This is a genomic window from Alloalcanivorax venustensis ISO4, assembly GCF_015356855.1.
Taxonomy (GTDB): Bacteria; Pseudomonadota; Gammaproteobacteria; order Pseudomonadales; family Alcanivoracaceae; genus Alloalcanivorax; species Alloalcanivorax venustensis.
On record NZ_ARXR01000001.1, the window covers coordinates 105,798 to 129,030 of the forward strand.

General features: G+C 61.7%; 21 protein-coding genes. 4 read left to right on the forward strand and 17 right to left on the reverse strand.

The features are described 5' to 3' along the window. Positions 1-12: 12 nt before the first annotated feature. The 15 genes from ISO4_RS00460 to ISO4_RS00530 all read right to left on the reverse strand — a co-directional run bounded on the left by ISO4_RS00460 (position 13) and on the right by ISO4_RS00530 (position 15,362). The gene (locus tag ISO4_RS00460) at positions 13-1,923 is read right to left on the reverse strand and encodes an NADH-quinone oxidoreductase subunit 5 family protein (RefSeq protein ID WP_142947521.1); all 1,911 of its coding nucleotides are present in this window, start codon (positions 1,921-1,923) and stop codon (positions 13-15) included. Beyond that, positions 1,920-2,231 (reverse strand): NADH-quinone oxidoreductase subunit NuoK, encoded by a 312-nt coding sequence (nuoK, locus tag ISO4_RS00465; protein WP_142947522.1) that lies wholly within the window; start codon positions 2,229-2,231, stop codon positions 1,920-1,922. The genes ISO4_RS00460 and nuoK overlap by 4 nt, the downstream gene beginning before the upstream one ends. Then, positions 2,228-2,794 carry an NADH-quinone oxidoreductase subunit J family protein gene (locus tag ISO4_RS00470; protein ID WP_142947523.1) on the reverse strand — a complete coding sequence of 189 codons (567 nt, stop codon included), beginning with the start codon at positions 2,792-2,794 and terminating at the stop codon, positions 2,228-2,230. The genes nuoK and ISO4_RS00470 overlap by 4 nt, the downstream gene beginning before the upstream one ends. After that, entirely contained in the window at positions 2,794-3,690 is an 897-nt protein-coding gene (locus ISO4_RS00475; RefSeq protein WP_142947524.1) for a complex I subunit 1/NuoH family protein, read from the reverse strand. The genes ISO4_RS00470 and ISO4_RS00475 overlap by 1 nt, the downstream gene beginning before the upstream one ends. Further along, on the reverse strand, positions 3,687-5,168 hold the full coding sequence (locus tag ISO4_RS00480) for a heavy metal-binding domain-containing protein (RefSeq protein ID WP_221929716.1): 1,482 nt from the start codon (positions 5,166-5,168) through the stop codon (positions 3,687-3,689). Before ISO4_RS00480 ends, ISO4_RS00475 begins: the two co-directional genes overlap by 4 nt. 158 nt (positions 5,169-5,326) lie before the next feature. After that, positions 5,327-5,689, reverse strand: coding sequence for an NADH-quinone oxidoreductase subunit A (locus tag ISO4_RS00485; RefSeq protein ID WP_142947525.1), 363 nt, complete (start codon positions 5,687-5,689; stop codon positions 5,327-5,329). Positions 5,690-5,990: 301 nt separating this feature from the next. Next, the gene (locus ISO4_RS00490; protein ID WP_221929717.1) at positions 5,991-6,392 is read right to left on the reverse strand and encodes a hypothetical protein; all 402 of its coding nucleotides are present in this window, start codon (positions 6,390-6,392) and stop codon (positions 5,991-5,993) included. A gap of 73 nt (positions 6,393-6,465) precedes the next feature. Continuing rightward, on the reverse strand, positions 6,466-6,708 hold the full coding sequence (locus tag ISO4_RS00495; protein WP_142947526.1) for a cytochrome d ubiquinol oxidase subunit II: 243 nt from the start codon (positions 6,706-6,708) through the stop codon (positions 6,466-6,468). A gap of 16 nt (positions 6,709-6,724) precedes the next feature. Then, complete coding sequence (locus tag ISO4_RS00500; protein WP_221929718.1) at positions 6,725-7,195, reverse strand: DUF411 domain-containing protein; 471 nt, start codon at positions 7,193-7,195, stop codon at positions 6,725-6,727. Further along, complete coding sequence (locus ISO4_RS00505) at positions 7,192-7,428, reverse strand: hypothetical protein (protein ID WP_142947527.1); 237 nt, start codon at positions 7,426-7,428, stop codon at positions 7,192-7,194. The genes ISO4_RS00500 and ISO4_RS00505 overlap by 4 nt, the downstream gene beginning before the upstream one ends. Positions 7,429-7,517: 89 nt before the next feature. Then, a complete protein-coding gene (locus tag ISO4_RS00510; protein WP_194854786.1) occupies positions 7,518-10,751 on the reverse strand; it encodes an efflux RND transporter permease subunit in 3,234 nt (1,077 codons plus the stop codon). Continuing rightward, positions 10,745-12,640: an efflux RND transporter periplasmic adaptor subunit gene (locus ISO4_RS00515; protein WP_194854787.1), complete on the reverse strand. Its 1,896-nt coding sequence runs from the start codon at positions 12,638-12,640 to the stop codon at positions 10,745-10,747. The genes ISO4_RS00510 and ISO4_RS00515 overlap by 7 nt, the downstream gene beginning before the upstream one ends. Before the next feature lie 5 nt (positions 12,641-12,645). Continuing rightward, positions 12,646-13,989: a TolC family protein gene (locus ISO4_RS00520; protein WP_194854788.1), complete on the reverse strand. Its 1,344-nt coding sequence runs from the start codon at positions 13,987-13,989 to the stop codon at positions 12,646-12,648. Positions 13,990-14,705: 716 nt separating this feature from the next. Next, on the reverse strand, positions 14,706-14,954 hold the full coding sequence (locus tag ISO4_RS00525; protein ID WP_142947531.1) for a hypothetical protein: 249 nt from the start codon (positions 14,952-14,954) through the stop codon (positions 14,706-14,708). A 75-nt stretch (positions 14,955-15,029) separates the two neighbouring features. Further along, complete coding sequence (locus tag ISO4_RS00530) at positions 15,030-15,362, reverse strand: hypothetical protein (RefSeq protein WP_142947532.1); 333 nt, start codon at positions 15,360-15,362, stop codon at positions 15,030-15,032. Positions 15,363-15,730: 368 nt separating this feature from the next. On the opposite strand from ISO4_RS00530, the gene cfa reads away from it, so the two are divergent. From cfa to ISO4_RS00550, 4 genes are all read left to right on the forward strand, one after another. Further along, the gene (cfa, locus tag ISO4_RS00535; protein WP_194854789.1) at positions 15,731-16,912 is read left to right on the forward strand and encodes a cyclopropane fatty acyl phospholipid synthase; all 1,182 of its coding nucleotides are present in this window, start codon (positions 15,731-15,733) and stop codon (positions 16,910-16,912) included. A gap of 93 nt (positions 16,913-17,005) precedes the next feature. Further along, positions 17,006-18,184: a sigma-70 family RNA polymerase sigma factor gene (locus ISO4_RS00540; protein WP_185956855.1), complete on the forward strand. Its 1,179-nt coding sequence runs from the start codon at positions 17,006-17,008 to the stop codon at positions 18,182-18,184. 94 nt (positions 18,185-18,278) lie between these two features. Next, the gene (locus ISO4_RS00545) at positions 18,279-20,588 is read left to right on the forward strand and encodes a TonB-dependent siderophore receptor (protein ID WP_228547809.1); all 2,310 of its coding nucleotides are present in this window, start codon (positions 18,279-18,281) and stop codon (positions 20,586-20,588) included. Positions 20,589-20,721: 133 nt separating this feature from the next. Next, a complete protein-coding gene (locus tag ISO4_RS00550; protein WP_228547810.1) occupies positions 20,722-21,912 on the forward strand; it encodes a lipid A deacylase LpxR family protein in 1,191 nt (396 codons plus the stop codon). A gap of 10 nt (positions 21,913-21,922) precedes the next feature. Here the strand turns inward: ISO4_RS00550 and ISO4_RS00555 are convergent, their stop codons facing one another. Both ISO4_RS00555 and ISO4_RS00560 read right to left on the reverse strand, forming a co-directional pair. Beyond that, positions 21,923-22,291 (reverse strand): sirohydrochlorin chelatase, encoded by a 369-nt coding sequence (locus ISO4_RS00555; RefSeq protein ID WP_194854790.1) that lies wholly within the window; start codon positions 22,289-22,291, stop codon positions 21,923-21,925. Beyond that, entirely contained in the window at positions 22,291-23,199 is a 909-nt protein-coding gene (locus ISO4_RS00560) for a histone deacetylase family protein (protein WP_194854791.1), read from the reverse strand. The genes ISO4_RS00555 and ISO4_RS00560 overlap by 1 nt, the downstream gene beginning before the upstream one ends. Between the last annotated feature and the right edge of the window lie 34 nt (positions 23,200-23,233).

Here is a 23,233-nt window from a genome sequence, read left to right on the forward strand (position 1 = left end):
TATGGCTATCCTCTAGAAACTCAACGAGGCTGAAAGCAGTATGATCAGTGTTACGGCGGTAACCACGGCGCTGATAGCCAGACTGTGGTGAATCCAACCGCTTTGCAGGACGCGGGCGCGGTCTCCCCAGCCTCGTACGCTGGCCACCAGGGCGAAGATCAGGCCGTCGATTCGGCGCTCATCTCCTACCCGAACCAAGTGCGCCACGGCCAAGCTGGCACGGCCAGTACCCAACACCACCGCATACAAACCTCGTTCCACGCGCCCGCAACCTCGAGCAATGAAGAAGCCTCCGCGGCCGACACTCAGGACGGTCGCGTATAGGCCACGCTCCAGGCGCTGGCAGCCGTAGGCAATGGCCATGGCTGGTCGGCCGATCCAGAAGGAGAGCCCTCCGGCGATGACCAGCCCCGATTGTGCCCAGGGGTGGAAAGGGCCAAGCAAGCGAGATGCCGGTACCAGCCAGCCCAGCGCCAGACCGGCCGCTGCCGCGAGAAGCCCGAACAGCATGGCGGTAGTGCCATGGTCTCCAGGGCCGGGCAAACCCAACAAGGCTTCAATGGGACCGAAGGTCAGACCCAGGAAGACGGCTGGGATTACCAGGGCCCATACTCCCAGCCCCATCCAGCGGGCGCCGGCCACCGAACGGTTTTCGTTTTCACCCTCCTCGCGCTCGTGCCATAGCAGCCGCAGCGCGCGAGCCAAGTAGGCACCGGTCAGCAGTGTGCCCGCCAGTGCCAGGGGAGCGAGCCAGGCGACACTTGGCGCGGACAGTGCGGCGGCGATCACCGCGTCCTTTGAGAAGAAGCCGCTCAGCGGTGGAGCACCCACTAGGGCCAGCGCTGCCAATGCGAAGCCGAAGAAAGTCCAGGGCCGGACGCGCCCTACACCACGCAAGCGCTCCAGAGCCGTGCCGCCGCGCGCATGCTGAAATTCACCGGCTGCTAAAAACAGGCCACTCTTGATGGCGGCATGGGCAAGCAGATGCAACAACGCCGCCAGCGGCACCCCGGCGCCGACCGCAATCAGCATCAGACCATACTGACTGGCGGTTGAGGCCGCCAGCAGGCGCTTGAGGTCACGTTCGGCAAGCGCAATCAGACCTGCCGCCACGGTAGTAATACCGCCCACCAGCCCAATAGCGAGCAAAACTTCCGGCGTCAGCAGCGGCGCTACACGGATCAGTAAAATGGCACCTGCTGCCACCAGTGTCGCCGAGTGCAACAACGCCGACACCGGTGTGGGCCCCGCCATGGCACGCATAAGCCAGTCCTGGAGGGGGATCTGGGCAGACTTGCCCATGATAGCGAGCAGCAACAAAAGCCCGGCCGCCACGGCGGTGTCTCCGTCGACATTCAGGGTGGCGGCGATCTCGCTGGTGCCCGCCGCCCCCATGAGGGTGAATATCGCGATGTACAGACCAAGATCGGCACTGCGGGTGTAGAGAAAGGCACGGCTCGCGGCGTTCGCCGCTTCGGGCCGCTGAAACCAGAAACCGATCAGCAGGTAACTGCACAAGCCAATCAGCTCCCAGGCGGCGAGCACCAGAACCCAGTCGCCGGCCAGAACCAGGGCCTGCATGGCGGCAACAAACAAGGACATAACGGCAAAAAAGCGGGGTAGGCCGGACTCCCGCTTCATATAGCCTACCGAATAAATCAACACGCAAGTCGCCACGGCGGCAACCACTACACTGAGCAACGCGGTTAACGGCTCGGCGGTCAACCGCAAGGGTAGATCCGGCAAGCCTGGCAGCAGCAGGGTTGCGGAGTCACCACTGGCGACCGCCCCCAAAAGCTTAAGGCTTGCCGCCAAACTAAGTGCGACCCCGACCAGCGCCCAAATAACCATTCCCCGGCGCAGCAGCAGAATGGCAGCGGCCGCAAGCAAAGGGAACACTATGGGCAAGACCAGGTCACTCATCCCTGCAGGTCTCCGGCCTCTTCCATCTCGACCGAGCCCTTGGCCCGGAAGCGTGCAATTGCGACGCCGAAACCGACGGCCATCTCCACTGCCATAACCGTCATTACCACCAGCACAAACATCTGTCCGGCGTAGACCTCCGGATGCAGAAAGCGCCAGAAGGCCACAAGGTTCACCAGCGCGCCCGCCAGAATCAGCTCCACTCCCATCATTATCATGACCAGGTTAGTCTGCGAGAGCGCGCCATAGATACCGACACCAAAGAGAATGGCGCCGGTCAGAAGTGCCAGGATCAGTACCGGAGTCATTTTGAAGCCTCCTGTTCTTTATCACCGTTTTCCTTGTCGAGCTTTCCTGTGTCGACGCCGGGCTGGCGCACCGGAATCGCTACTGCCGTAGCCGCGATCATTGCGGTCAGGATGGTGATAGCGGCGGTCTCGAAAATCAGCATAGAGCGATCCAACATTTCAAAACCGAGCTCCCGCGTTTGCATTGCAGCATCCGGCGCCTCGGCGAATATCGGCCCCCAATCAGAGAACAGCGCTACCGAGATGGCGGTGGTGGCGGCAATGGCTCCAGCACCAATCGAAAAGCGCTTCTGGTGGCTCATATCCATCCCGCCAAGCCCACCGGGGTCCATCATGAACATCACCATGAAGATGGCCATGATGCTCATTTCGGTGGCCATCATCATAATCTGCAGCACGCCCAGAAATTCGGCCTGCATGGCCAGAAACATGCAGCCCACGGCGGCCTGTGAAAACAGCAGCGCCAGCGCAGAACGCACCATAGACGCGGTACGGAACACCGCCACACCGAAACCGATCGCAGCCAGCCCGAATACGCCGACAAAAAAAGCCTGTGCAACCATTAGGGCACCACCAGGATGAGCAATCCGACTATCAAAATATTGAGCAGCGCCAGGGGGATTCCAAACTTCCAGCACCAACCCAGCAGATCCGCCTCGCGAATACGCGGCAAATAGTAGCCAACCAGCAACATCGATACGGCTACCGCCAGAGTCTTGATCAGGCTCCAGGCCCAGGGCGGCAAAAGCGGCCCCTGCCAGCCACCGAGAAAGAACACCGTAGTCGCGGCAGACAGGGTGATTAGCATCACCAATCGTGCTAGCCGCAACACTGTCAGGCGCACGCCGGTGTATTCGGCGTCGACCCCGCCGGCTAACTCGCCGGGTGCGGTAGGCAGGTCGAAGGGTGAGCGGAACGCCAACGCCATAGCGGCGATGAAAAACAACACAAACCCCAGCGGTTGGTAAACGATGTTCCATAAACCGGCCTGAGACTCGACGATGACGCTGTTCAACAGGGACTCGGCGCGCATGGCGGTCGCCGTAATGGGCATGACGATAAGCATGGAGTAGGCGATAAGTTGGCCGAGAAAACGCCAGCCACCTATCATCGCGTAGGCGCCGTTCGGGCCCCAACCAGCCATGATCAGCGATACCAACACATAGGCAAGCACCGCGTTGAGAAACAAGGCGCCGGTGGCCAGATCAGCAATGACCAGATCCGGCGTCAGCGGAAGTACGGCAGCACCGAGCACCGCCACCACCAGCAACAACACTGGTGCGGTCTCGAAAAACAGCCGGTCGGGCTTGCGCGCCAAGATGGACTCGCGGCCCAGGTGCGACAGGCCCGCAAGCAGCGGGGCGACCGGTCGCAGGCGGCCGGTCGTGAGCCAGGCCTCAATCACAGCCAGTAACCAAGCGCCAACCAACAGTGTGAGCAACACTATGGCGACAGTCATGAGCTCACCTCCCAGGGCGAGAGATCCAGTGACCCGACCGCCACCAAGGCATCACCCAATTCCTGACCTTCGACCAGGTCGGCGGCCAGGCCGATATGTTGGCGGCAGGCGCCGTCCAGCTCGACCGATACCACCTGCCCTCGCTCCAGGGTCAGCTGCAATGTGGAGCGGCCGCGCGGCGTTTCCACGGTCGCCTCCCCCGTTCCGGAAGGGCTGTCGATGGCTCGCAGCTTGGGGAGCTCAGGGTCTCCGGCGGCCTCTACGAGATCGAGACTGGTCACGATCTCAACATGCCGCTGCCGGAAACGCGCCCAGGCGTCCCCAGCGCCCTCAATGTACAGCTCGAAACCCAGCTCGCAATACATTGCGTCCGCCTGGCGGGCATCTTCGGTCCGGCCGGAGGCGCGTGCCACCGGGCCTCTTAGATCCTGGGAGCCGTGGGGCAAAGCGCCGATGCCTTTCAAGCGCGCTTTGAGAAGGGGCGTATGCTCGAGCCGTGCGATGAGCGCCTGCAGCGCCGGCCGCAGGACAACAAGCTGCTCCCCGTCGGCGCGCTGGGTTTCCAATTGCAAAGCCGCCGCACGACGTGTCAACCAGACAAAGCTGAGCTGGCGGCCCAACTGGGCCAGCCAGCCCAGATGGCTGGCGATGCGCTCTCGCTCAAGAGCGGCCGCCCGGCCCCGCTCGACGGCCGGATCTGGCTCCAGACCAGCCGCCTGCTCGATAGCGCGGCAGGCCAAGAGGCGGTAACTTACCGGTGCCAACGGCGTGGCCGCCGCCAGGCGCTCGATGAAGGTTTCGACCGCCACCTCTTCAGAGGGGGTGCCCATAGCTACCAGAGATGTCGCTTGGCCCTCGGTCACCCCGTCACCGTCGAGCGTCAAGGTCAGTCTCAATCCTCCCGGCAAACCGGGAAAGCAGGGGCCGAAGGGCACCTCAAGCCAGTCCATTGCCAAACCGTCAGCGCTGCGAGGCAGGTCTTTGGTAACCTCGACCATGGACATGAATCCCGAGCTGCCGTGGTCGTGGTCTCCGTGATCATGATCGCCGTGACCGTGGCCGGAATGGTCGTGCTCCCCAGCATCCGCGTCGCCGCCGGCTTCGCGCGCCACCAAATCCATGCCGCATTTGGGACAGCTACCTGGTTCGTCCTCCACCACTTCCGGGTGCATGGGGCAGACGTACTCAGTTTTGGTTTGCAGGATTGATGAGTCAAAATCGTCAGGCGAGGCGGCGAAGGCGTCTTCAGCCAGCAACCGCTGCAGCCGAGTGGCCGCCTCCATCAGTTCGGTTTGTGAGAGATCCGCGGAAACGTCAGCTTTAGGCAAAGACGAAGGTTCTGACCCACCGAGCACTAGAATAGCTCGCGGCCTAGGCATCTGGGCATAGAGCACTGCGGTGGCCTCGTCCAACTTCTGAGATAGCTCACCGACAACCAGGAGCACAGTGGCATCGCGCGGCGTGGCGGCGATGCGCATGTCTGCGGCCGCCAGGTTCAGCCCATGCGCCAGGGCCACTTCCGGCCCAGGGACTACCAGGCAGCTCAAATTGCGCGCCAGAGCCTGCCCAACCCACCTTCGCAGGATAGATGGACGCCCTTTGCGTGCGCCTGCAAGTGTCGTTGCGACCTCGGTCATCATTGCCGCCTCAGAGCGCCCTGACTCCATCCGTAAAGCAACCCAAGAAAGAGAATCGCAAGAAACACGCCCATGTCAAGTAAAGCAACCAGCCCTACTTCCTTGAACACAACCGCCCAAGGGTACATGTAGGCCATCTCCATATCGAACGCCAAAAACAGCAATGCATAACCGTAATAGCGCGCATGATAACGTCCCCAGACCGGAGCCCGCGACAGCACTCCGGCGCTTGCCGGCACATCCTTGCCAGGTTCCTGCCGTGTTGGACCCACACTACGGGCTAAACCATACAGGCTTAACACCGCGCCCAGGATACCCAGTGCCAATCCCAGCAGCAGTAAGTATTGTTGTGTAGCGCTCATAACTTCTAACTTCTCAAGTTTACTCTGCCTCAGAGGCTGAAATTTTAATCTGCTATTGCCAAAGGGCTTCGGGCCCCCTGCCATGGATGCCTAGACGAAACGCTAGTTTCAAGTCTAGACATTCTCGCCAGAGTCGCAAATCTTCCCTAGCCGGGGAATCTGACTCGCGAAACATCATTCAGAATTTTTGTGATCGGTTTCGTCCAGCGAGGCATCCGCGAGCTGCCGCCATTGACGCCAACCAGGCAGGAACATGGAACCCGTCGCTGGTAGGCCCTGTAGGCGTCACCGAACCGCTCCATCACTTGCCGCTCCTCTCGCTGCGCCAGCCGGTAGTAGGCAAATACAATAAGCGGAAACAACCCAACCGAGAACAATGTAGGCCAATGCCGATGAAAGCGAGTGCATAGCCAAGCAACATGGAGATCAGCATGCCGGTTTCACCCAACCCTATCAGGGTGGCCCACAGGTTGGCGCTAACGTAATCGCTATCCAGCCCGAAGAACCGCACCAGTAGATAAATCGTCAGTGGAAAGCCGTACATCTCGGCATAAAGTGCGATGATGAAAGCTTGCACCAACCCGGCACCCGCCCATTCACGCCAGCTTTTCGGCGCAAAATACCGATAAAACATCCAGGAGACCAATGCAATAACAATCAGTGCAATGCCCCATAGCCCCGCATGGCCCATAAGTTCATTCATCGTTTGATACCCTCACAGGTGCGGTGGTTGGGCTCTCCCGACATTCCATGGGAAACGCCGGTTTTCGGAGCGTTTAGTTTTCGTCTCCTTTATCGTGCCCGCTGTGCATGCCCAAAACGCACATCATCAGACACCCCAGGCCAACCAGGGCCACGACGAGCAACCCGCTCGCCGCCAGCCAGTTCCAACCGAGCGCGAGACCTATCAATGCCACCAGGCAGACCGCGACGGCAATGGGACGGCGCCTGAACCACTGACGCAAATTGCGCACTCGGGCGCCTCGCCCCGGACCGTTCTCTTTCTCGCTCTTCGCCATGACGGTGACCTCTGTTTCAATCAGTGGCGTAGATCGACATTTCGTCATCCGTAATCGCATAAATCACAAAAGGCTCCCGCTTTTGCCCAGACATTCCCGGCGACCCCTGGGGCATGCCGGGAAGCGATACACCGCGGATCTCTGGCCGTTCGTCCAGGAGCTTGTTAATAACCCCCACCGGAACATGACCCTCGATCACGTACCCATCGAGCAGCATGGTATGACAACTTTGTAAGCGGGACGGTACGCCATGCTCGGCTTTGAACTGCCTCAAGTTGGGGGTTTCAGTCACCTTGATCTCATAGTCGTACTGGCGCAAGTACGCAGCATATTGGTCGCAGCACCGGCAACTCGGATTTTTGTACAGCGTCGCATCAACGGTTTCGGCGGCCTGCACCGACGGCAAGCTGGCCAAGTAAACGGTCACCATCAACGCCCCTCTGAGGATCGATGTGTATCGCCTTTTCCAACGCAGAAAGGTTGTCATGAACGGTCTCCTTTTTTGGATTTACTGAAGAACAGGTACTTAATCATGGACAGGATCGCCAGAACCAAGGCAATGAACAGCAGGATCAGCAAGACGATACACGCCAACATAAAACCAGCGCCCATCATGCCGGAGTCTTGCATCATCCCAGCCGAAGCTTGTTCGGCAGCCAAGGCGGTGTTTGCCAGAAATGTAAATGCTAAAAGTAAAAATGAACGCATCAAATTTTTCATGGGTTGCCTCCAGTTAAAGTAAGTAGAGTACCGAAAGTACCGCCGCCCGGTACCGAAAGTACGGATCGGTACCGGACGGCGATGACGCATTAAGTTTTCAGCGGTGGTGTCGGTGCCCCCTTGGGCAGACCGCGTCCCCGCCATAGCATGAAGATTGCCGGGTATACCACCAGCACCATCAACAGGGCAGAAATCACCCCGCCGACCATGGGCGCGGCGATGCGCTGCATCACGTCCGCGCCGGTACCGCTGGCGAACAGGATCGGCACCAACCCGATAAAGGTCGACAGCCCGGTCATCAGCATGGGCCGGATGCGTTGGCCGGCGCCGCTCTGGACGACTTCGGTCATATCTCCACGGGTATTGAGTCGGCGCTCGGCCTCCCTGTCCCGCCAGGCGATATCCAGATACACCATCATCAGCAACCCGAGCTCCACGGCGAGCCCCGCAACGGCAATCATGCCCACCCAGACGGCGACACTGAGGTTAAAGTCCAGCCACCACATCAGCCAGACGGCCCCGCTCAGCGAAATGGGCACACTCAGCATCACCAGCAGGGTCTCTACGAGGGAGCCTCGGTGCATAAAGAGCATGAAGAAAATCAGGAACAGCGTGATCGGAACCAGCAATTGGAGTTTGGCTTTGGCCCGCTCAAAATACTGGAACTGCCCCGCCCAAGCCAGCCGATAACCGTCCGGCACATCGACCTGGTCGCCAACCACCTGCTTGGCCTGTTCGACATAATCGGCAATACCGACTTCGCTTTTGACGTCCACAAAGACGAATCCCACAAGTTGCCCGTCCTCACTGCGAATGGAAGGCGGCCCGGTTTGAAACTCAATGTCCGCCACCTGGGCGATGGGAATCTGCTCCCCGGAAGGAGTGGGCACCAGTACTCGCTCCAGCGCTTCCACGTTGTCGCGGTAATCCCGGGCGTAGCGCACCAGGATGTTGTAGCGCTCGCGCCCCTCCACGGTTTGCGACACCACAGTCCCCCCCATGGCCGCCATGATCACCCGTTCCACATCGCCAACGTTGAGGCCAAAGCGAGCCGCAGCACTTCGGTTGACGGTGAAATCCAGAAAGTACCCACCGGTGCTGCGCTCGGCAAAGGCGCTGCGGGTGGCATCGGCGGTGCGCTCATCCTCCTGCAACGCTTTTTCAATGGCGATGCCCGTTTTTTCGATAGTGGCCAGGTCCGGACCAAACACCTTGATGCCCAACGCTGAACGAATACCGGTCGCGAGCATTTCGGTGCGAGTCTGTATGGGCATCCAAAAAATATTGGGCATTCCCGGAAACTTGAGTTTCGAGTCCATCTCCTGAATCAGACCGTCCCACGTCATGCCCTCGCGCCACTGGTCCTCCGGCTTCAAGGTAATGACCGTTTCCACCATGGATAACGGCGCGGGATCGGTCGCGCTGGTGGAGCGACCAACCTTGCCGAAAACATGCTCCACTTCGGGAATGTCGGCAATGATCCGGTCCATAGTCTGCATGGTCTGGGTGGCCTCGGAAATGGACATTCCCGGCAGCGCGGTGGGCATAAAGAGAACCGAGCCCTCGTTCAGAGGTGGCATAAACTCGTTGCCCAATTGCCGGAAGGGAATGATCGTGATCAGCAATAGCAACACCGCTCCCACGATGACTCCCCACCGAAAACGCGCGGCGAAAGCCACCACAGGCCGGTACGCAGCCACCAGCCACTGGTTCAACTTACTGCGATCAGCACGGATCTTGCCGCGAATCAGCCATACCGCGAGGGCCGGCACCAGAGTGATGGACAGGAACGCCGCAAATGCCATGGAATAGGTCTTGGTAAAAGCCAGAGGCTTGAACATGCGCCCTTCTGTGCCTTCCAGGACGAACACCGGCATAAAGGAGATGGTGATGATTGCCAGCGAGAAAAAGATGCTGGGGCCTACCTGCTGCATGGCCTCAATAATCACGTCCCGTCGGGACTTGGCCTTTTCCTCGGGGTCGGCGTCGTCACTCTCCCACCGGGCCAACCGTTTGTGGATATTGTCGATAATGACAATCGCCGCATCCAGCATGGCGCCAATGGCCACCGCAATGCCGCCCAAAGACATGATGTTGACGGTCAGCCCCTGAAAATACATGGGGATGAAGGACATCAGCACCGCTACCGGGAGAGTAATCGCGGCCACCAGCGTAGAGCGCACGTGTAACAGAAAAACGCCGATAATCAGGGAGACAATCAGGATCTCCTTAATCAGTGTCGAGGTCAGCGTGTCAACGGCTTCGTTGATCAAAATCGAGCGATCATAGACCGGCACAATTTCGACACCTTCAGGGAGCCCGGGCTTGATCTCTTCCAGGCGCTGCTTGACCTTGTCAATAACTTCCAGGGCGTTCTCGCCATAACGCATTACCGCAATACCGCCCACGGCTACGCCCTCGCCGTCCAGCTCCGCCTGACCGCGCTGCATAGCCGGTCCCAATGCCACGTGACCGACGTCTTTTACCGTGATCGGTACACCCTCAGCCGTGGTTTTTAACACCACTGTTTCCAGATCCGCTACGGACTTCACATAACCCCGCCCGCGAATAAACTGCTCGTGGCCTGCCACCTCAAGAATGCGTCCACCTACATCCTGGTTGGAGTCCCCAACCGCCTCAGTGACCCGTTTGAGGGGGATGTCGTAAGAGGCGAGTTTGTTCGGGTCGAGACTGATCTGGTATTCACGCTGGAACCCACCGATGGAGGCCACCTCGGCGACCCCTTCAACCGCTTCCAGGGCATAGCGTAAATTGAAATCCTGCAGTGAGCGCAGATCCGCCAGGCTGTGGTTGCCAGACGTATCTCTCAGTGCATATTGGTAGACCCAACCGACACCCGTAGCATCCGGCCCCAAAGTCGGAGTGACCCCCTCCGGCAACTCGGCGGCGGCACCGTTGAGGTACTCCAGTACCCGCGAGCGGGCCCAGTACATGTCCACGCCATCGTCGAAAATCACATAGACAAACGACAGGCCGAACATGCTCTGGCCGCGCACATAGTTTACTCCCGGCGCAGACAGCAAGGAGGTGGTCAGAGGATAGGTGATCTGGTCCTCCACCAGGTCCGGGCTGCGCCCGGGCCAGTCGGTGAAGACAATCACCTGCACGTCTGACAGGTCAGGGATAGCATCCAACGGTGCCCGCTGTAACGCCTGCCAGCCGCCAAAGGTCAGGGCAAGCACGGCCACCAAGGTAATCAGGGGTTTGCGGGCACAATAGCCAATAATTCGCTGCAACCAGCCAATCCCCTCCCCTTCGGCCGGGGGATGAGCGGGCGGATGCTTATGTACGTCGTTTACCATTGCTCCATGCCTCCTTTGAGTCGGCTCTCGGAGGCGATCAGGAAGTTACCGGAGGTGACCACGCGGTCACCCGCCTCGACCCCCTCGATGATTTCGATGTAACCGCCGGCCCGTTGACCGGTTTGCACTTTGCGCGGTGCCAGCCGACCCTCTCCCAGGTCCTCGAACACCACACGCAGTTCACCCGCGATAATTACCGCCTCTTCCGGCACGGCCACTCGCTGCCCAAGATCGGCCTTAAGCTTCACTTCGGCGTACATATTGGGCTTGAGACGACCTTCAGGGTTGGCGACGCTAAGGCGCACTCGCCCCGTACGGCTGACGTCGTCCAAATAGGGGTAAATGTAGTCCACTTGGCCCTCAAACTGTTCACCGGGCAGATAAGGAAGCGTCACGGTAACGGGCATGCCCTCCGTCACCAGGGGCAGTTCGCCCTCGTAGATATCAGCCTCCACCCAGACCTGGGAGAGATCGGCAATACGCAAAAGCGTCATCCCGGCCTTGTGGGCGGTCCCTTCCACCACATTCTTGGCCACCACTGTGCCACTGATGGGCGCGTGCATGGTGACGTAATCGAGGGGCTCTCCTCGTTTTTCCAGGGTGGTGATTTCCGCGTCGGTCATGTCCCACAGTGCAAGCCGTTTTCGAGCGGCGGTCACCAAAGTTTGTGAGGCGCCACTGCGGCGCTTCAACTGCAGATACTCCTGCTGAGCGGCGAGCAGCGCCGGACCATAAACGGTAAACAGGGGCTCTCCCTTTTCCACGTAAACCCCCACGTAATCGGCGTAGAGCTCGCCGACCCAGGCATCAAACTTGAGGCTGACGTCCGCCAGTTGGGTATCGTCGTAGGCAATCCGCCCTTCCGCGCGGATGGCGCGGGTCATAGCCAAGGTTTGTGCCTCGGCGGTTTCCACACCGATCAACTGGCGACGACGATTGTCCAGGGTCACCGTACCCGGTGGTGCCTCCTCGGCCATGCCGCCACCGTCGGTTCGGCTGGCACCGGAGGCCAGTTGGAGGCCTTCGCGACCGACGGCCAAATCAAAGCTGATTTGCCGAGCTGGCATACCCGGCGCCTCAATCTTTAGAGTCAGCGGCCAACTACCGCCCATGGCGGGTTCAAAGGTGCCGCGGTAGAGACCGGGCTCGATCGCCTGCATATCGGCCGGAGCCTGCATGGCGGGCATGGCGCCCATGGCGGGCATCTCCGCCACCGCTTTGATGTCGGCGTTGTCCAGTGGGGCACCGTCGGCATTGCGCAGAGCCACGCTCAGGATGTTCTCTCCCACACGTGGCGTGGTAGGGTCAATCGACACATCCAGGCGATAGGGGCCACTGCGGTAGGGCAACTCGCCGTCACTGTTCTTGCCCATGGCGCCCGCCTGTTGTCGCTTCAAAGCAGTCACGCCTCCGGCTGGCTGCAAGCCCTTTCGTCCGACGGCCAGATCAAAATTGGCCCGCGAGGATCCCACGCCTTCCTTGCTGATTTGCAAGGTCAGCGGCCAGCTACCGTCCATGGAGGGCTCAAAGGTGCCCTGGTAGAGACCGGGCTCAATCTCCTGCATATCGGCCGGAGCCTGCATGGCGGGCATGGCGCCCATGGCGGGCATTTCCGCCACCGCCTTGATGGCGGCACCGCTGACCGGCTCTCCAGAGTCATCCAGCAATACCAGGGTCAGATCGTTTTCACCGACCCGGGGTGTTTTCGGGTCAATCTCGACCCCCAATTGAAAGGGACCGCTTTGGTAGGAAGCGCTAAGGGAGGGCTCCTCATCGGGAACGGCAGAGGTTGCCTTCTCACCGGAGAGCCTCTGAAGACCCAATACGCCGGCGGCACCCACCAGCAGTCCGATAACGAGAAGTGAGATAAATGTGGTGCGTGAAGTCATAGTCGTTACTCTTGTCCAAAGGACTGAACGGGGATATTCGTCGGTGCTGGGCCGGTTCCGGTTAATCGGTCGCCGTCGCCCAAAGACCTACCAGTGGTGCGCTCCAAGTCCGCCAGCGCCCGAATATAATCGGCATGGGCTCGAGCCAGCTTGTCCTGAGTCCGCAACTGCTGCCGCTCGGCATCGATAATTGTTAGGAAGCTGCCTTGACCCGCCCGGTAATCGGCGACGGCAGCGTTGAGGCTCTCCTCAGCCAGCGGCACCAGCTTTTGTTGATGAATAGCGACGATCTCCTGCCTTTCTTGTACTCGGACACGCCCTTGTTCCAGTTGCGCAAGCAGTTGCGCTTGCCGATCGCTCAATTGCCACTGGTACCGCATGACGTCGGCTTCGGCAGCGTCGCGGAGAGCGCTGCGCTTGCCGGAGAAATCAATCGGCAGATTGATGCTGAGGCCAACCACCCAACGCTTGTCGGGAGAATCCCACAGCGCGTTATAACCGGCCGACAACTTGAAGTCCGGGAAATACTCTTTCTCGGCCAAGCTATGCTGGGCGTTAGCTTCGGCAATGCGTGCTTGGATACGACGCAGCTCCGGGTGCTTCTCCAGTGCAACTTCATGCAAGATCCGCAAGGTGGGAGGGTCAGCAGGGGCAGGCAGTGACGCCGGCGGCGGCAACGGGCTTTGAGGCGGACGATTCAACAAACCGTTGATCATTGCCTGCACTTCGCTCCGGCGTCGCTGATGAGTGACGATGTCAGCCTCAATACGTGCGGCTTCCACTTCGGCTTGTAGCACGTCCTGCTGCCGGCCCCGCCCGACCGTGTATTGGGTCTCGGCAACCCGCCGCAACTCGGTAAGCAGATCCCGGTGAGCGTGCTTTATCTTCAGAGTGCGGTGAATATACGCCCATTCGGCAAATAAACGCTTGGCGGCCGCCATGAGAGCCAGCCGGCCGTCCGCAAGGGATTGCTCCCTGCCTTCGGCCCGGGCGCGGGCCGCGTCTTCACGCAGGCCACGCTTGCCCGGCCAGGGCAGGCTTTGGCTCAGCTCCACCCGCTCCTGAAAACCACGGGGTCCGCCTGCGGTTTTCGGCGCCCCCGCGTAGGTCAGCATGGGGTCATCCAGAGCGCCGGCGGGGGCGATGCGGTAATTTGCCGCCTCCGCAGCCGCCGCCAGCCCCTGAAGGCCCGGGTTCCGGATCATAACGGCAGCCACCAATTGTTCGGCGGTCAGCGTCTTTACTTCCTGTAGAGATTGACTGTGTTCTTGTGGCGGCGGCGCGGCGATACCCGCCAGCGGTGCAATGAACACCACCAGGGCCATCAGGCCGCCAATTGCGTTGCGCATGGGGAGTACCCTCAATCGGCATAACGAAAAATCCTCGACCCGCCAACAGGACAGGCCATAGCCTCACGACAAATCGGGGGATTAATCAGATACGCAGACGCAGGGTGGCGAGGTAGGCAGTGCGACCACTTTCAGCCTGGGCAAGGAGCCAGTCAGGGTCGGGGGGAGCGTTTGCTATAAATAGGGTTGAAGGCGATTCCTGAAGGGGCCAGCACACCAAGACAACGAGGGGTAGCCACGTCAAGGCTCGATCATCACTGAACACCGTAGGAGCCGCGTCTTTAACCACCGACCGGTACTCCGCCTCGCAGCAGGAACCGGGAAAGGCGGTCGACGCATCATGTTCACACCCGTCCACCGGGAAAGCAGGGGGTGCCGGGTCACAACCCGTCATCCCATCCTCACAACAGCAAATAGGTTGATAGGCTAGCTCCGCAGTATCGCAAGCATAGGCCATCTGCCCGCCACTTATGAGGAACACCGCGAATACTACCAGCCATAATCGTTTAGCTTGCATGATCCAAACACATGTCGATTTACCAATTAATGGCAATAAGCCAAGTTCATGTGCCGCCAAGCACCCTCTGCGAGATATCTCTACTCAATCGCAGCACTTGATACACCCAAGCATCACTGAAGGCCGAGACGTGCAACTTGAGATCAGGGCTGGACTGGGGGATAGAGCGGGCACGCGAACGCACCCGCAGCAAAGAGCCTCAACTACCAGACTGGTGATGTTCACGCATCATGCTAGCGCAAGCGCGCATCATTTCTTTCTTATCTTCAGCATCCAGCTTTGACATCGCGCCATGCATGGCATGATGGGGCCGGAATGGCTTATCGGCGAGCCGAGCAGACGCCTGTCTGGACAGTTCGGTCAAATCGCCGTTAGCGCTTTCAGCGTGCAGATAAGGCGCAAACACGAGCAAGAACAGAGCATACAAAGGGGCTTTAGAAAAAGACATGCGAAATTCCTCATAGGTAACCAAATCAATCCGGCTCAGCAGTGAACGGAACCAGAAAAGAACTAAAAAATTGGCTTACACTAGAAAGGAATTCGGGGGATACGTTAGGAGGTCAAGAACAACGCTTCGATAATTATTCGAAAAAGACGTCTTCAGGCGTTCTGAGCCCTCATCACCAGAAACCCAAACTTCGGACACCAGCGCGGGGCAGTAAGAGACACCACAACCGCCAGCCATGGCTTGAAACAGGCATTCCGTGCCGGTCGATTCGCAATCGTCCATTGCGGCAACCCCATCCACCATGGCACAGCCCGACAATTCCGCAGTAACTGAATGGTTGGTCGAGGGAAGAACCATTTGGTCGGCAAAGAGACTCTGAACCACAAGCAACATGGAGAACAGCAACACTATGTTTGTATTCCGTCTACCAAACATTTTCGTTACATCTGCCCGTGAAAATCATTCAAAGTCGCTGCGGAGAATAGGCTCAAGCTCCTAAAAAGTCAACAACATCTCGACCCAGTGGACTTTCTCGCCCCCGCCGCCAGCATAGCGGCACCAAATAACATTAATAGAACGCTTCCATACCGCCGCTTACCAGCGCCCAAGCTTCTGAATAATATTGTAAAAATGCGGCTTATCATGCGATTTGCGTGGATCCGGCTCACTTTGCCGCTTGCGTCCGTGAGGTAAGCGGCAAAGAATGATTTGAAACGTCGGGCAGCGGCGAAGTAGCCCGTGACAGTCATGCAGTCTTCCAGCAAAGGAGCCTCTGTATGCTTGGTTCACGAAGTCGAGACAGCCAGGACCATGGAGAGGACCGCGCCGCGTCCAGCGGATCGACCTCTATCGACGCCTTGATCAACCGGGTGCTCGCGGATGCGGACATCCAGATCAACGGGCGGCGCCCCTGGGACATGCAGATCCATGATCCCGAAACCCTTTCCCGCATCGCCGCGCAACGTTCCCTGGGGCTGGGCGAATCCTATATGGACGGCTGGTGGGACTGCGATGCGCTGGATGAGTTCGCGTTCCGTATGTTGCGCGCCGGCGGCGACAATCTGGGCAAGGACCGCTGGATGCTGGCGCTTCAGGTGCTCGCCCACACCCTGCGCAACCGGCAAAGCCTGCGCCGTTCCCGCCAGGTGGCGGAGCAGCACTACGATCTGGGCAACGATCTGTTCGAGCTGATGCTCGACGACACCATGGCCTACAGTTGCGGCTACTGGAAAGACGCGACCACCCTCCACGAGGCCCAGCTCGCCAAACTGGATTTGATCTGCCGCAAGCTGGAGCTGGAACCGGGCATGACCCTGCTCGACATCGGCTGCGGCTGGGGCAGCCTGCTGGAATACGCCACCCGACACTACGGCGTCCGCGCGGAAGGCGTCACCGTTTCCAGCGAACAGGCGCAACTGGCCCGCGAGCGCTGCCAGGGCCTGCCCGTGGAAGTGCTGCTCAAGGACTACCGCGCCGTGACCGGGCGCTACGACCGGGTGGTCTCCGTGGGCATGTTCGAGCACGTTGGCCGCCGCAACTACCAGACCTTCATGGACACCACCCTGGGCCTGCTGAAGGACCGGGGGCTGATGCTGCTGCACACCATCGGCACCAATGAGAGCAGCCACAGCCACGACCCCTGGATCGACAAGTATATTTTCCCCAACGGCGAACTGCCGTCGGTAAAACAGATCGCCCGCGCCGCCGAACCCGGCTGGGTGGTCGAGGACCTGCACAACTTCGGTCCGGACTACGCGCGCACCCTCAAAGCCTGGGACGCCAACTTCCAGACCGGCTGGCCACAGCTTCAACACCGCTACGACGAGCGCTTCTACCGCATGTGGCGCTACTACCTGAACGTCTGCGCCGGTGCCTTCCGAGCCCGCAACATCCAGCTCTGGCAGTGGGTGTTCAGCAAGCCCGGCCACCGCAGCCGCACCTACCAGGCCCCCCGCTGACCCCGACTGGCGCCAGCCGGTCGGGTGGTGGCATAATCGCCCGCACTGCAATCACGAATCATTATCAATCACATTTGATAAGCGGGCGATGCCATGCGCGCCGACGACCTGTTCCAACAGCACGCCCCGGAGATCGCCGGCTATTTCCATCGCCGTGTCGGCTCTCCGGAGCTGGCCGCCGACCTCTGCCAGGAGGTCTACCTGCGCCTGCGGCGTCTGGAGCGCGCCGACGGCGGTGCCCCGCTGCAAAACCCGCGCGCCTTCCTGTTCCGTATCGCCCGTAATCTGTTAATCGATCACCTGCGCCAGCAACACGCCCGGCCGGCGACCGTGGCCCTTCACGACCCGGCTCTGCGGCTGGAAAGCGAGGCCCCCACGCCGGAAGCGGCGGCGAGCAGCGCCCAGACCCTGGCCGGAGTCCAGGCGGCGCTGACCGAGCTCCCCGAGCCGGTCCGTCAGGCGCTGCTGTGGCACCGCCTGGAAGGCCTGACCCAGCGGGAAATCGGCGCCCGTTTGGGTGTCTCCGAGCGCATGGCGGGTAAGTACATCAGTCGCGCCCTGCGTCATTGCCGGGCCTGGCTGGCGGCGGCGCTACTGCTGCTGGTGGTCGTGTCGGCGGCACAGCTGCCCTGGCGGGTGTGGGGTGCGGACCAGCGCACCGCCGCCGGGGAACAGCGTTTGCTGACCCTGGACGATGGCAGCCGGGTGACCCTGGCCGGCGACAGCGCCATCGACCTGCACCTGACCGGCCACCAGCGCCGGATCACGCTGCTGCGCGGGCGTGCCTACTTCCAGGTAGCCCATGACCCGCACCGGCCCTTCCTGGTGGACGCCGGTGACGCGCGGGTGCGGGTCACCGGCACCCGCTTCGAACTGCGACGGGACGACGGCGACCGGGTGCGCCTCACGGTGGCGGAGGGCGAGGTGGTCGCCGGCGGCGCGGGCCGCCGGCTGACGTTGCGGGCCGGCGAGCAGGTCGAATGGACACGCGGTCACCTGGGCAACCCTCGCCGCGTGGACGTGGACCGCGCGCTCGCCTGGCTGGAGGGCCGGCTGGTGTTCCGCGACCAGACGCTAAAGGAGATTCTCCGGGAGCTGGCCCCGCACCATCCCGACCGCTTGCTGCTACTGGACCACGAGCTCGGCGGACGCCGCTTCAGCGGTGTCCTGAATATCAGGAATCCGGACGCCGCCCTCGGCGCCTTGAGCCAGACCCTGCCTCTCACCGTGCGGCGCCTGCCCGGCGTGGTGGTGCTTTCAGACGGCCCCTGAAGAGCGCCTGGTTCAGAAACCGGTGGCGGTTTCGTCTTCCCTGGCACCAGATCGCAAATGGTTTGTATTTGCATCCGAACAGAGAGGACCAATGATGCCCCTGATGAAACACACCCTGCGCGCGGCCATGCTGCTCGCCGGTCTCACCTTGCTGGCCAGTGCCCGGGCAGCCACGCTGGATATTGCCGCGCAACCGCTGGATGCCGCCCTGGCCGAACTGGCCGAGGACACCGGCGTGCAGTTGATCTACGACGCCACCATCACCGCCGGCAAAAGGAGCCCGGCGCTGTCCGGCGATTACGCCATCGACCAGGCACTGACCCGGCTGCTGGCCGGCAGCGGCCTGCGCCACCGCCGCAACGACGATGGCAGCGTCACCCTGGAGCCGGCGCCCACCACCAGCGGGACGCTGGCGCCGGTGGCGGTTTCCGCCCAGGTGGCCACCAAGATCGACACCCCGACGCTGGAAACGCCGCAGACGATCAACGTGGTGCGCCGCGAGCAAGTGGAGGAACAGGGCTCGGAAACCGTGCAGCAGGCGCTGCGCTACACCCCCGGCGTATTCACCGAGCAGATCGGCGCCTCCCAGCGCTACGACTATGTGGTGCTGCGCGGCTTCTCCGACGACAGCATCGACAATATTTATCTGGACGGCCTGAAGACCATGGGCGACGGCGGCACCTTCAGCTCCATGCAGATCGACCCCTACTTTCTGGAGCGGGTGGAGATCGTCAAAGGGCCGACCTCGGTGTTGTACGGCCGGGCGTCACCGGGCGGGCTGGTCAATCTGACCAGTAAAAAACCGCTATTCGAAACCCGCCAGGAGGTCACCTTCAGCGCCGGGAATAACCAGTACCGCGGCGCCGCCTTCGATTTCACCGGGCCGCTGGGCGACGGCGCCGCCTACCGGGTGGTGGGGCTGACCGACCAGGGTGACACCCAGTTCGACCACCTGGAGCACAAGCGCCGGGCGATCATGCCGTCGCTGGCCCTGGACCTGGGTGACAACACCACCCTGGATCTGATGGCCTATTTCCAGGATGACCCGCAAGGCGGCAGCCACAGCGGCGTGCCCGCCGAGGGCACGCTGTACCCCCGCAACGGCCGCTATATCTCCAACCGGTTTTTCGAAGGCGAGCCCGCCTACGAGCAATTCTCGCGCACGGAAAAAATGGTCGGCTACCAGCTGCGCCATTTCTTCAACGACGCCTGGAGTGCGCAGCAGAATTTCCGTTACCTGACCAGCGACGTGGACCTGCAGCAGGTGTACAGCTTTGCCTGGGTGGGCAACACCGACCAACTGAGCCGCTTCTACTCCGGCGCCGATGAACAACTGGATGCCTACACCGTGGACAATCAACTGCAGGGCCTGTTCGCCACCGGCGCGCTGCGGCACACCCTGCTGGTGGGCGTCGACTACCAGCACCGTGATGTGGACGCCGCCTGGAGCTCCGGCAGCTTCCCGGCGATCGACGCCTTCGATCCGCAATACGGCGCCGCGCCGCTGGCGATCACCGACCCGGTGCTGCATGAGCGCAAACTGATCCAGACCGGTGTGTATATTCAGGACCAGATCGCTCTGAACAACTGGCGTTTTTCGCTGGGCGGCCGCCAGGACTGGGTGCGCACCGCCAACGTGAACACCGACACCGGCGCCCGTTCCAGCCAGGACCGCGACCAGTTCAGCGGCCGCGCCGGCGCGCTGTACCGGATGGACAACGGCCTGGCGCCCTATGTGAGTTATTCCGAATCGTTCAACCCCAGCGTCTACACCGACGCCGACGGCGACCCGCTGGAGCCCACCGAAGGCAGCCAGTACGAAACCGGCCTCAAATACCAGCCCCGCCAGGGCCGGGGGCTTTACACGCTGTCGCTGTTCCATATCAACCAGGAGAACCTGGCGATCCGCGAACCCCAGGCGGCGGTCTATGTACCGGTGGGCGAGGTCCGCTCGCGAGGTGTGGAGCTGGACGCCCAGAGCCAGGTCACCGACCGGCTGCGGCTGCAAGCCAGCTACACCTATACCGACATTGAATACGTGGAAGCGGAAGAGGACATCGAAGGCAACCGCGTCAATCAGGCACCGCGCAACCAGGCCAGCGTCTGGGGCCACTACCGGTTCAACGGCGGCGCCCTGAGCGGCCTGGATGTGGGGCTCGGCGCGCGCTACCTGTCCGGCATCGAAGCGGACCGCGCCAACACTCTGAACGTGCCGTCCTACACACTGATGGACGCGTCCATCGGCTACGACTTCGGGCAACTGGGCGTGCGCGGCCTGAGCGCGCGCCTCAACGCCAACAACCTTCTGGACAAGGAGTACGTGGCGTCCTGCTACTCGCTGAATTACTGCTATTTCGGCGCCGAGCGCAGCGTGACGGCGTCGCTCACCTATCGGCTGCGTTGATAGAACCACGCCAAAAAACAAAACCGTTCCGCAGAAACAGGCAAGAAAGCGCCAGTTTTGACCTACCGCCGAAACGGGGCGCGCTCTTAGGGTAGCGCCCCGATAACGGCGAATTTCTGCGGAACGGAGAACGATGAACAATGCATCTGATGACGCCGCCCCAGGGTGGGGCGCGCACCCCGACAACGGCCTGCTGCGAACGGCCGTTTTCCTGATCGCCCTGGGCGTGGCCCCCACCGCCCTGGCGCAACCCCAAACGGCTTCCCCGGACCCGGCCGTGGAGCCCGCCGGCCGGATACAACTGGCGCTACTGGAACACGAGGAACGGACGCCGCGCCGCCCCCGGCCCGAGCCGAAGCGCGAAGCGGACAAGGAAAGCTGGTCGTTCGCCTTCGACAACGACGCCCTGGTGCCCTCGCACCGGGACCAGGACTACACCTATGGCCTGAGCGTCTCCTACACCGGCCGGGACGCCCGCGATGCCTGGTACTCACTGAACCCGGTGCTGGGCGCCCTGGACGGGCTGTTCGGCGTGGATGGCCGCGCGGCGCAACGCGTCGAGGGCCACAGCGTCGAGTTCGGGCTGTTCGGCTTTACCCCGGAAGACAAGGCGGCGTCCAAGCCGGTGTACAACGACCGCCCCTACGCCAGCCTGATCTACCTGTCGCAATCACGGGTGCGCATCGACCCGCGCGAAAACGTGGCCTGGCACAGCAGCCTGACCGTCGGCGCCCTCGGCCTGGCGATCGTCGGTAACGGCCAGAACGCGGTGCACAAGGTGATCGGCAGCGAACACGCCGACGGCTGGAAGCACCAGGTCAGCGAAGGCGGCGAACCCACCGCCCGCTACACGGTGGCGCGGCAGAAATACCTGGCGGTCTCGTCATCCAACCTGGAAGTGAAAAGCACCCTGCAGGCGTCCGCCGGCTATCTCACCGAGGCGCGCTGGAGCCTGAGCTTCCGGGGCGGGCGCATCGCCGACCCCTGGTGGCGTTTCAATCCGGAGCTGGCCAGTTATGGCGACGGCGCGGCGCGCGGCAACGGCGGGCCGGCGCGGGCGGAAAGCTATCTGTGGGGTGGCGCCGCCGTGGTGGCGCGGGGCTACAACGTGTTTCTTCAGGGCCAGTTCCGCGACAGCGAAGTGACCTACGATTCTGATCAGTTGAACCACATGATCGTGGAAGCCTGGCTCGGCTATACCCAGTCGTTCGCCAGTGGCTGGCGGCTCAGCTATGTACTGCGCGGCCACACGTCGGAAGTGCGCGAAGGGGCGGCCGACCGCAATCTGCTGTGGGGCGGCCTGATTATCGCCAGAACCTTCTAGGGCGGGCCCGCTAGCTCTGGGCGTCGATGTGGTCGCGCACCAAAGACACCAGGCCGCCGGCGTTGCCGAAGTATTCCAGCAGCTCGATACGCAGGTGCGGGTGACGCTGGCGGGCCTCCTCCACCTGGTCGGGAATATCCCGGGACACGTGCTTGCCCTTGTTAAAAAACAGCGGGTACACCTGCACGGTCTCCACCGGCTGGTGTTCGATCTGCTGCAGCGCGTCCATGAGTGACGGCCGCGCCAGCTCCAGGAAACAGGGCAGCACCGCCACATAGTCGTGGCTTTGTTCGGCCACCTGCTCCACCAGCAAACGGAATTCGTCGTTGGCGGCTTCGGCACGGCTGCCGTGGGCCATGATCAACAGAGCTTTGCTCATTACTGCCTCCACAATTGGTGGGCCGCTTCCACGACCAGGGCATGGCGCCGGGCCAGGGCCGGCCGGTCGTCGTCGTAGCCGCCGCCGATCACCGTGGCCACGGGCACGCCGTGCTCCCGGCACAGCGTCAGCACCCGGCGCTCGCGCTCGGCCAGCCCGGTCAGGCTGACCGCGAGCCGGCCCAGCGGGTCGCCGGCGTACACGTCCACCCCCGCATCGTACAGCACCAGGTCCGGCTGTAGCTGCCGCAGCAGGTCGGACAGTGTCTCCTCGACCACCGCCAGGTAGCCGTCATCTTCCAGTCCCACGGGCAAGCCGACGTCAAGATCGCTGCGGCTCTTGCGGGTGGGGAAGTTTTTCTCGCAGTGAATCGAGCAGGTGAACAGCTCCGGATCGCCGGCGAGGATGGCGGCGGTGCCGTCGCCCTGATGCACGTCGCAATCAAAAATCAGCACCCGCTTCACCAGCCCGCCGGCGCGCAACGCCCGGGCGGTGATCGCCAGATCATTGAGAATGCAGAAGCCGGAGCCGAAGTCATAGTGGGCGTGGTGGGTGCCGCCGGCCAGGTGGCAGGCAATGCCGTGCTTCAACGCCAGCTGGGCGGTGAGCAGAGTGCCCATGGGCGCGATGCAGGTGCGCCGGACCAGGTCTTCACTCCAGGGCAGGCCCATGCGTTTGGCTTCCCGCTCGCCGAGTCGGTTGCCGAGAAAGCGGTCGAGATACTCCGGGCAGTGCGCCAGCGACAGCAGCGCCGGACGCGCCCGCCCCGGACGGTGCAGATTGGCCGCGCCGGCGACGCCGCTGTCGCGCAGCCGTTCGTGCAGCAGCCGGAACTTTTCCATCGGAAAGCGGTGCCGGCCGGGAAACGGAAAACAGTAGGACGGATGATAGACAAGCGGTACGGACATGGCGGGAGTATAGCGGAACGGCGGCGTTTGGCGG

Coding starts and splice junctions, on each gene's coding strand:
- ISO4_RS00460 (WP_142947521.1), bottom strand. CDS start 1,923: ATGAGTGACCTGGTCTTGCCCATAGTGTTCCCTTTGCTTGCGGCCGCT.
- nuoK (WP_142947522.1), bottom strand. CDS start 2,231: ATGACTCCGGTACTGATCCTGGCACTTCTGACCGGCGCCATTCTCTTT.
- ISO4_RS00470 (WP_142947523.1), bottom strand. CDS start 2,794: ATGGTTGCACAGGCTTTTTTTGTCGGCGTATTCGGGCTGGCTGCGATC.
- ISO4_RS00475 (WP_142947524.1), bottom strand. CDS start 3,690: ATGACTGTCGCCATAGTGTTGCTCACACTGTTGGTTGGCGCTTGGTTA.
- ISO4_RS00480 (WP_221929716.1), bottom strand. CDS start 5,168: ATGCGCATCGCCGCCACGCCGCGCGATGCCACTGTGCTCCTGGTTGTC.
- ISO4_RS00485 (WP_142947525.1), bottom strand. CDS start 5,689: ATGAGCGCTACACAACAATACTTACTGCTGCTGGGATTGGCACTGGGT.
- ISO4_RS00490 (WP_221929717.1), bottom strand. CDS start 6,392: ATGAATGAACTTATGGGCCATGCGGGGCTATGGGGCATTGCACTGATT.
- ISO4_RS00495 (WP_142947526.1), bottom strand. CDS start 6,708: ATGGCGAAGAGCGAGAAAGAGAACGGTCCGGGGCGAGGCGCCCGAGTG.
- ISO4_RS00500 (WP_221929718.1), bottom strand. CDS start 7,195: ATGACAACCTTTCTGCGTTGGAAAAGGCGATACACATCGATCCTCAGA.
- ISO4_RS00505 (WP_142947527.1), bottom strand. CDS start 7,428: ATGAAAAATTTGATGCGTTCATTTTTACTTTTAGCATTTACATTTCTG.
- ISO4_RS00510 (WP_194854786.1), bottom strand. CDS start 10,751: ATGGTAAACGACGTACATAAGCATCCGCCCGCTCATCCCCCGGCCGAA.
- ISO4_RS00515 (WP_194854787.1), bottom strand. CDS start 12,640: ATGACTTCACGCACCACATTTATCTCACTTCTCGTTATCGGACTGCTG.
- ISO4_RS00520 (WP_194854788.1), bottom strand. CDS start 13,989: ATGCGCAACGCAATTGGCGGCCTGATGGCCCTGGTGGTGTTCATTGCA.
- ISO4_RS00525 (WP_142947531.1), bottom strand. CDS start 14,954: ATGTCTTTTTCTAAAGCCCCTTTGTATGCTCTGTTCTTGCTCGTGTTT.
- cfa (WP_194854789.1), top strand. CDS start 15,731: ATGCTTGGTTCACGAAGTCGAGACAGCCAGGACCATGGAGAGGACCGC.
- ISO4_RS00540 (WP_185956855.1), top strand. CDS start 17,006: ATGCGCGCCGACGACCTGTTCCAACAGCACGCCCCGGAGATCGCCGGC.
- ISO4_RS00545 (WP_228547809.1), top strand. CDS start 18,279: ATGCCCCTGATGAAACACACCCTGCGCGCGGCCATGCTGCTCGCCGGT.
- ISO4_RS00550 (WP_228547810.1), top strand. CDS start 20,722: ATGAACAATGCATCTGATGACGCCGCCCCAGGGTGGGGCGCGCACCCC.
- ISO4_RS00555 (WP_194854790.1), bottom strand. CDS start 22,291: ATGAGCAAAGCTCTGTTGATCATGGCCCACGGCAGCCGTGCCGAAGCC.
- ISO4_RS00560 (WP_194854791.1), bottom strand. CDS start 23,199: ATGTCCGTACCGCTTGTCTATCATCCGTCCTACTGTTTTCCGTTTCCC.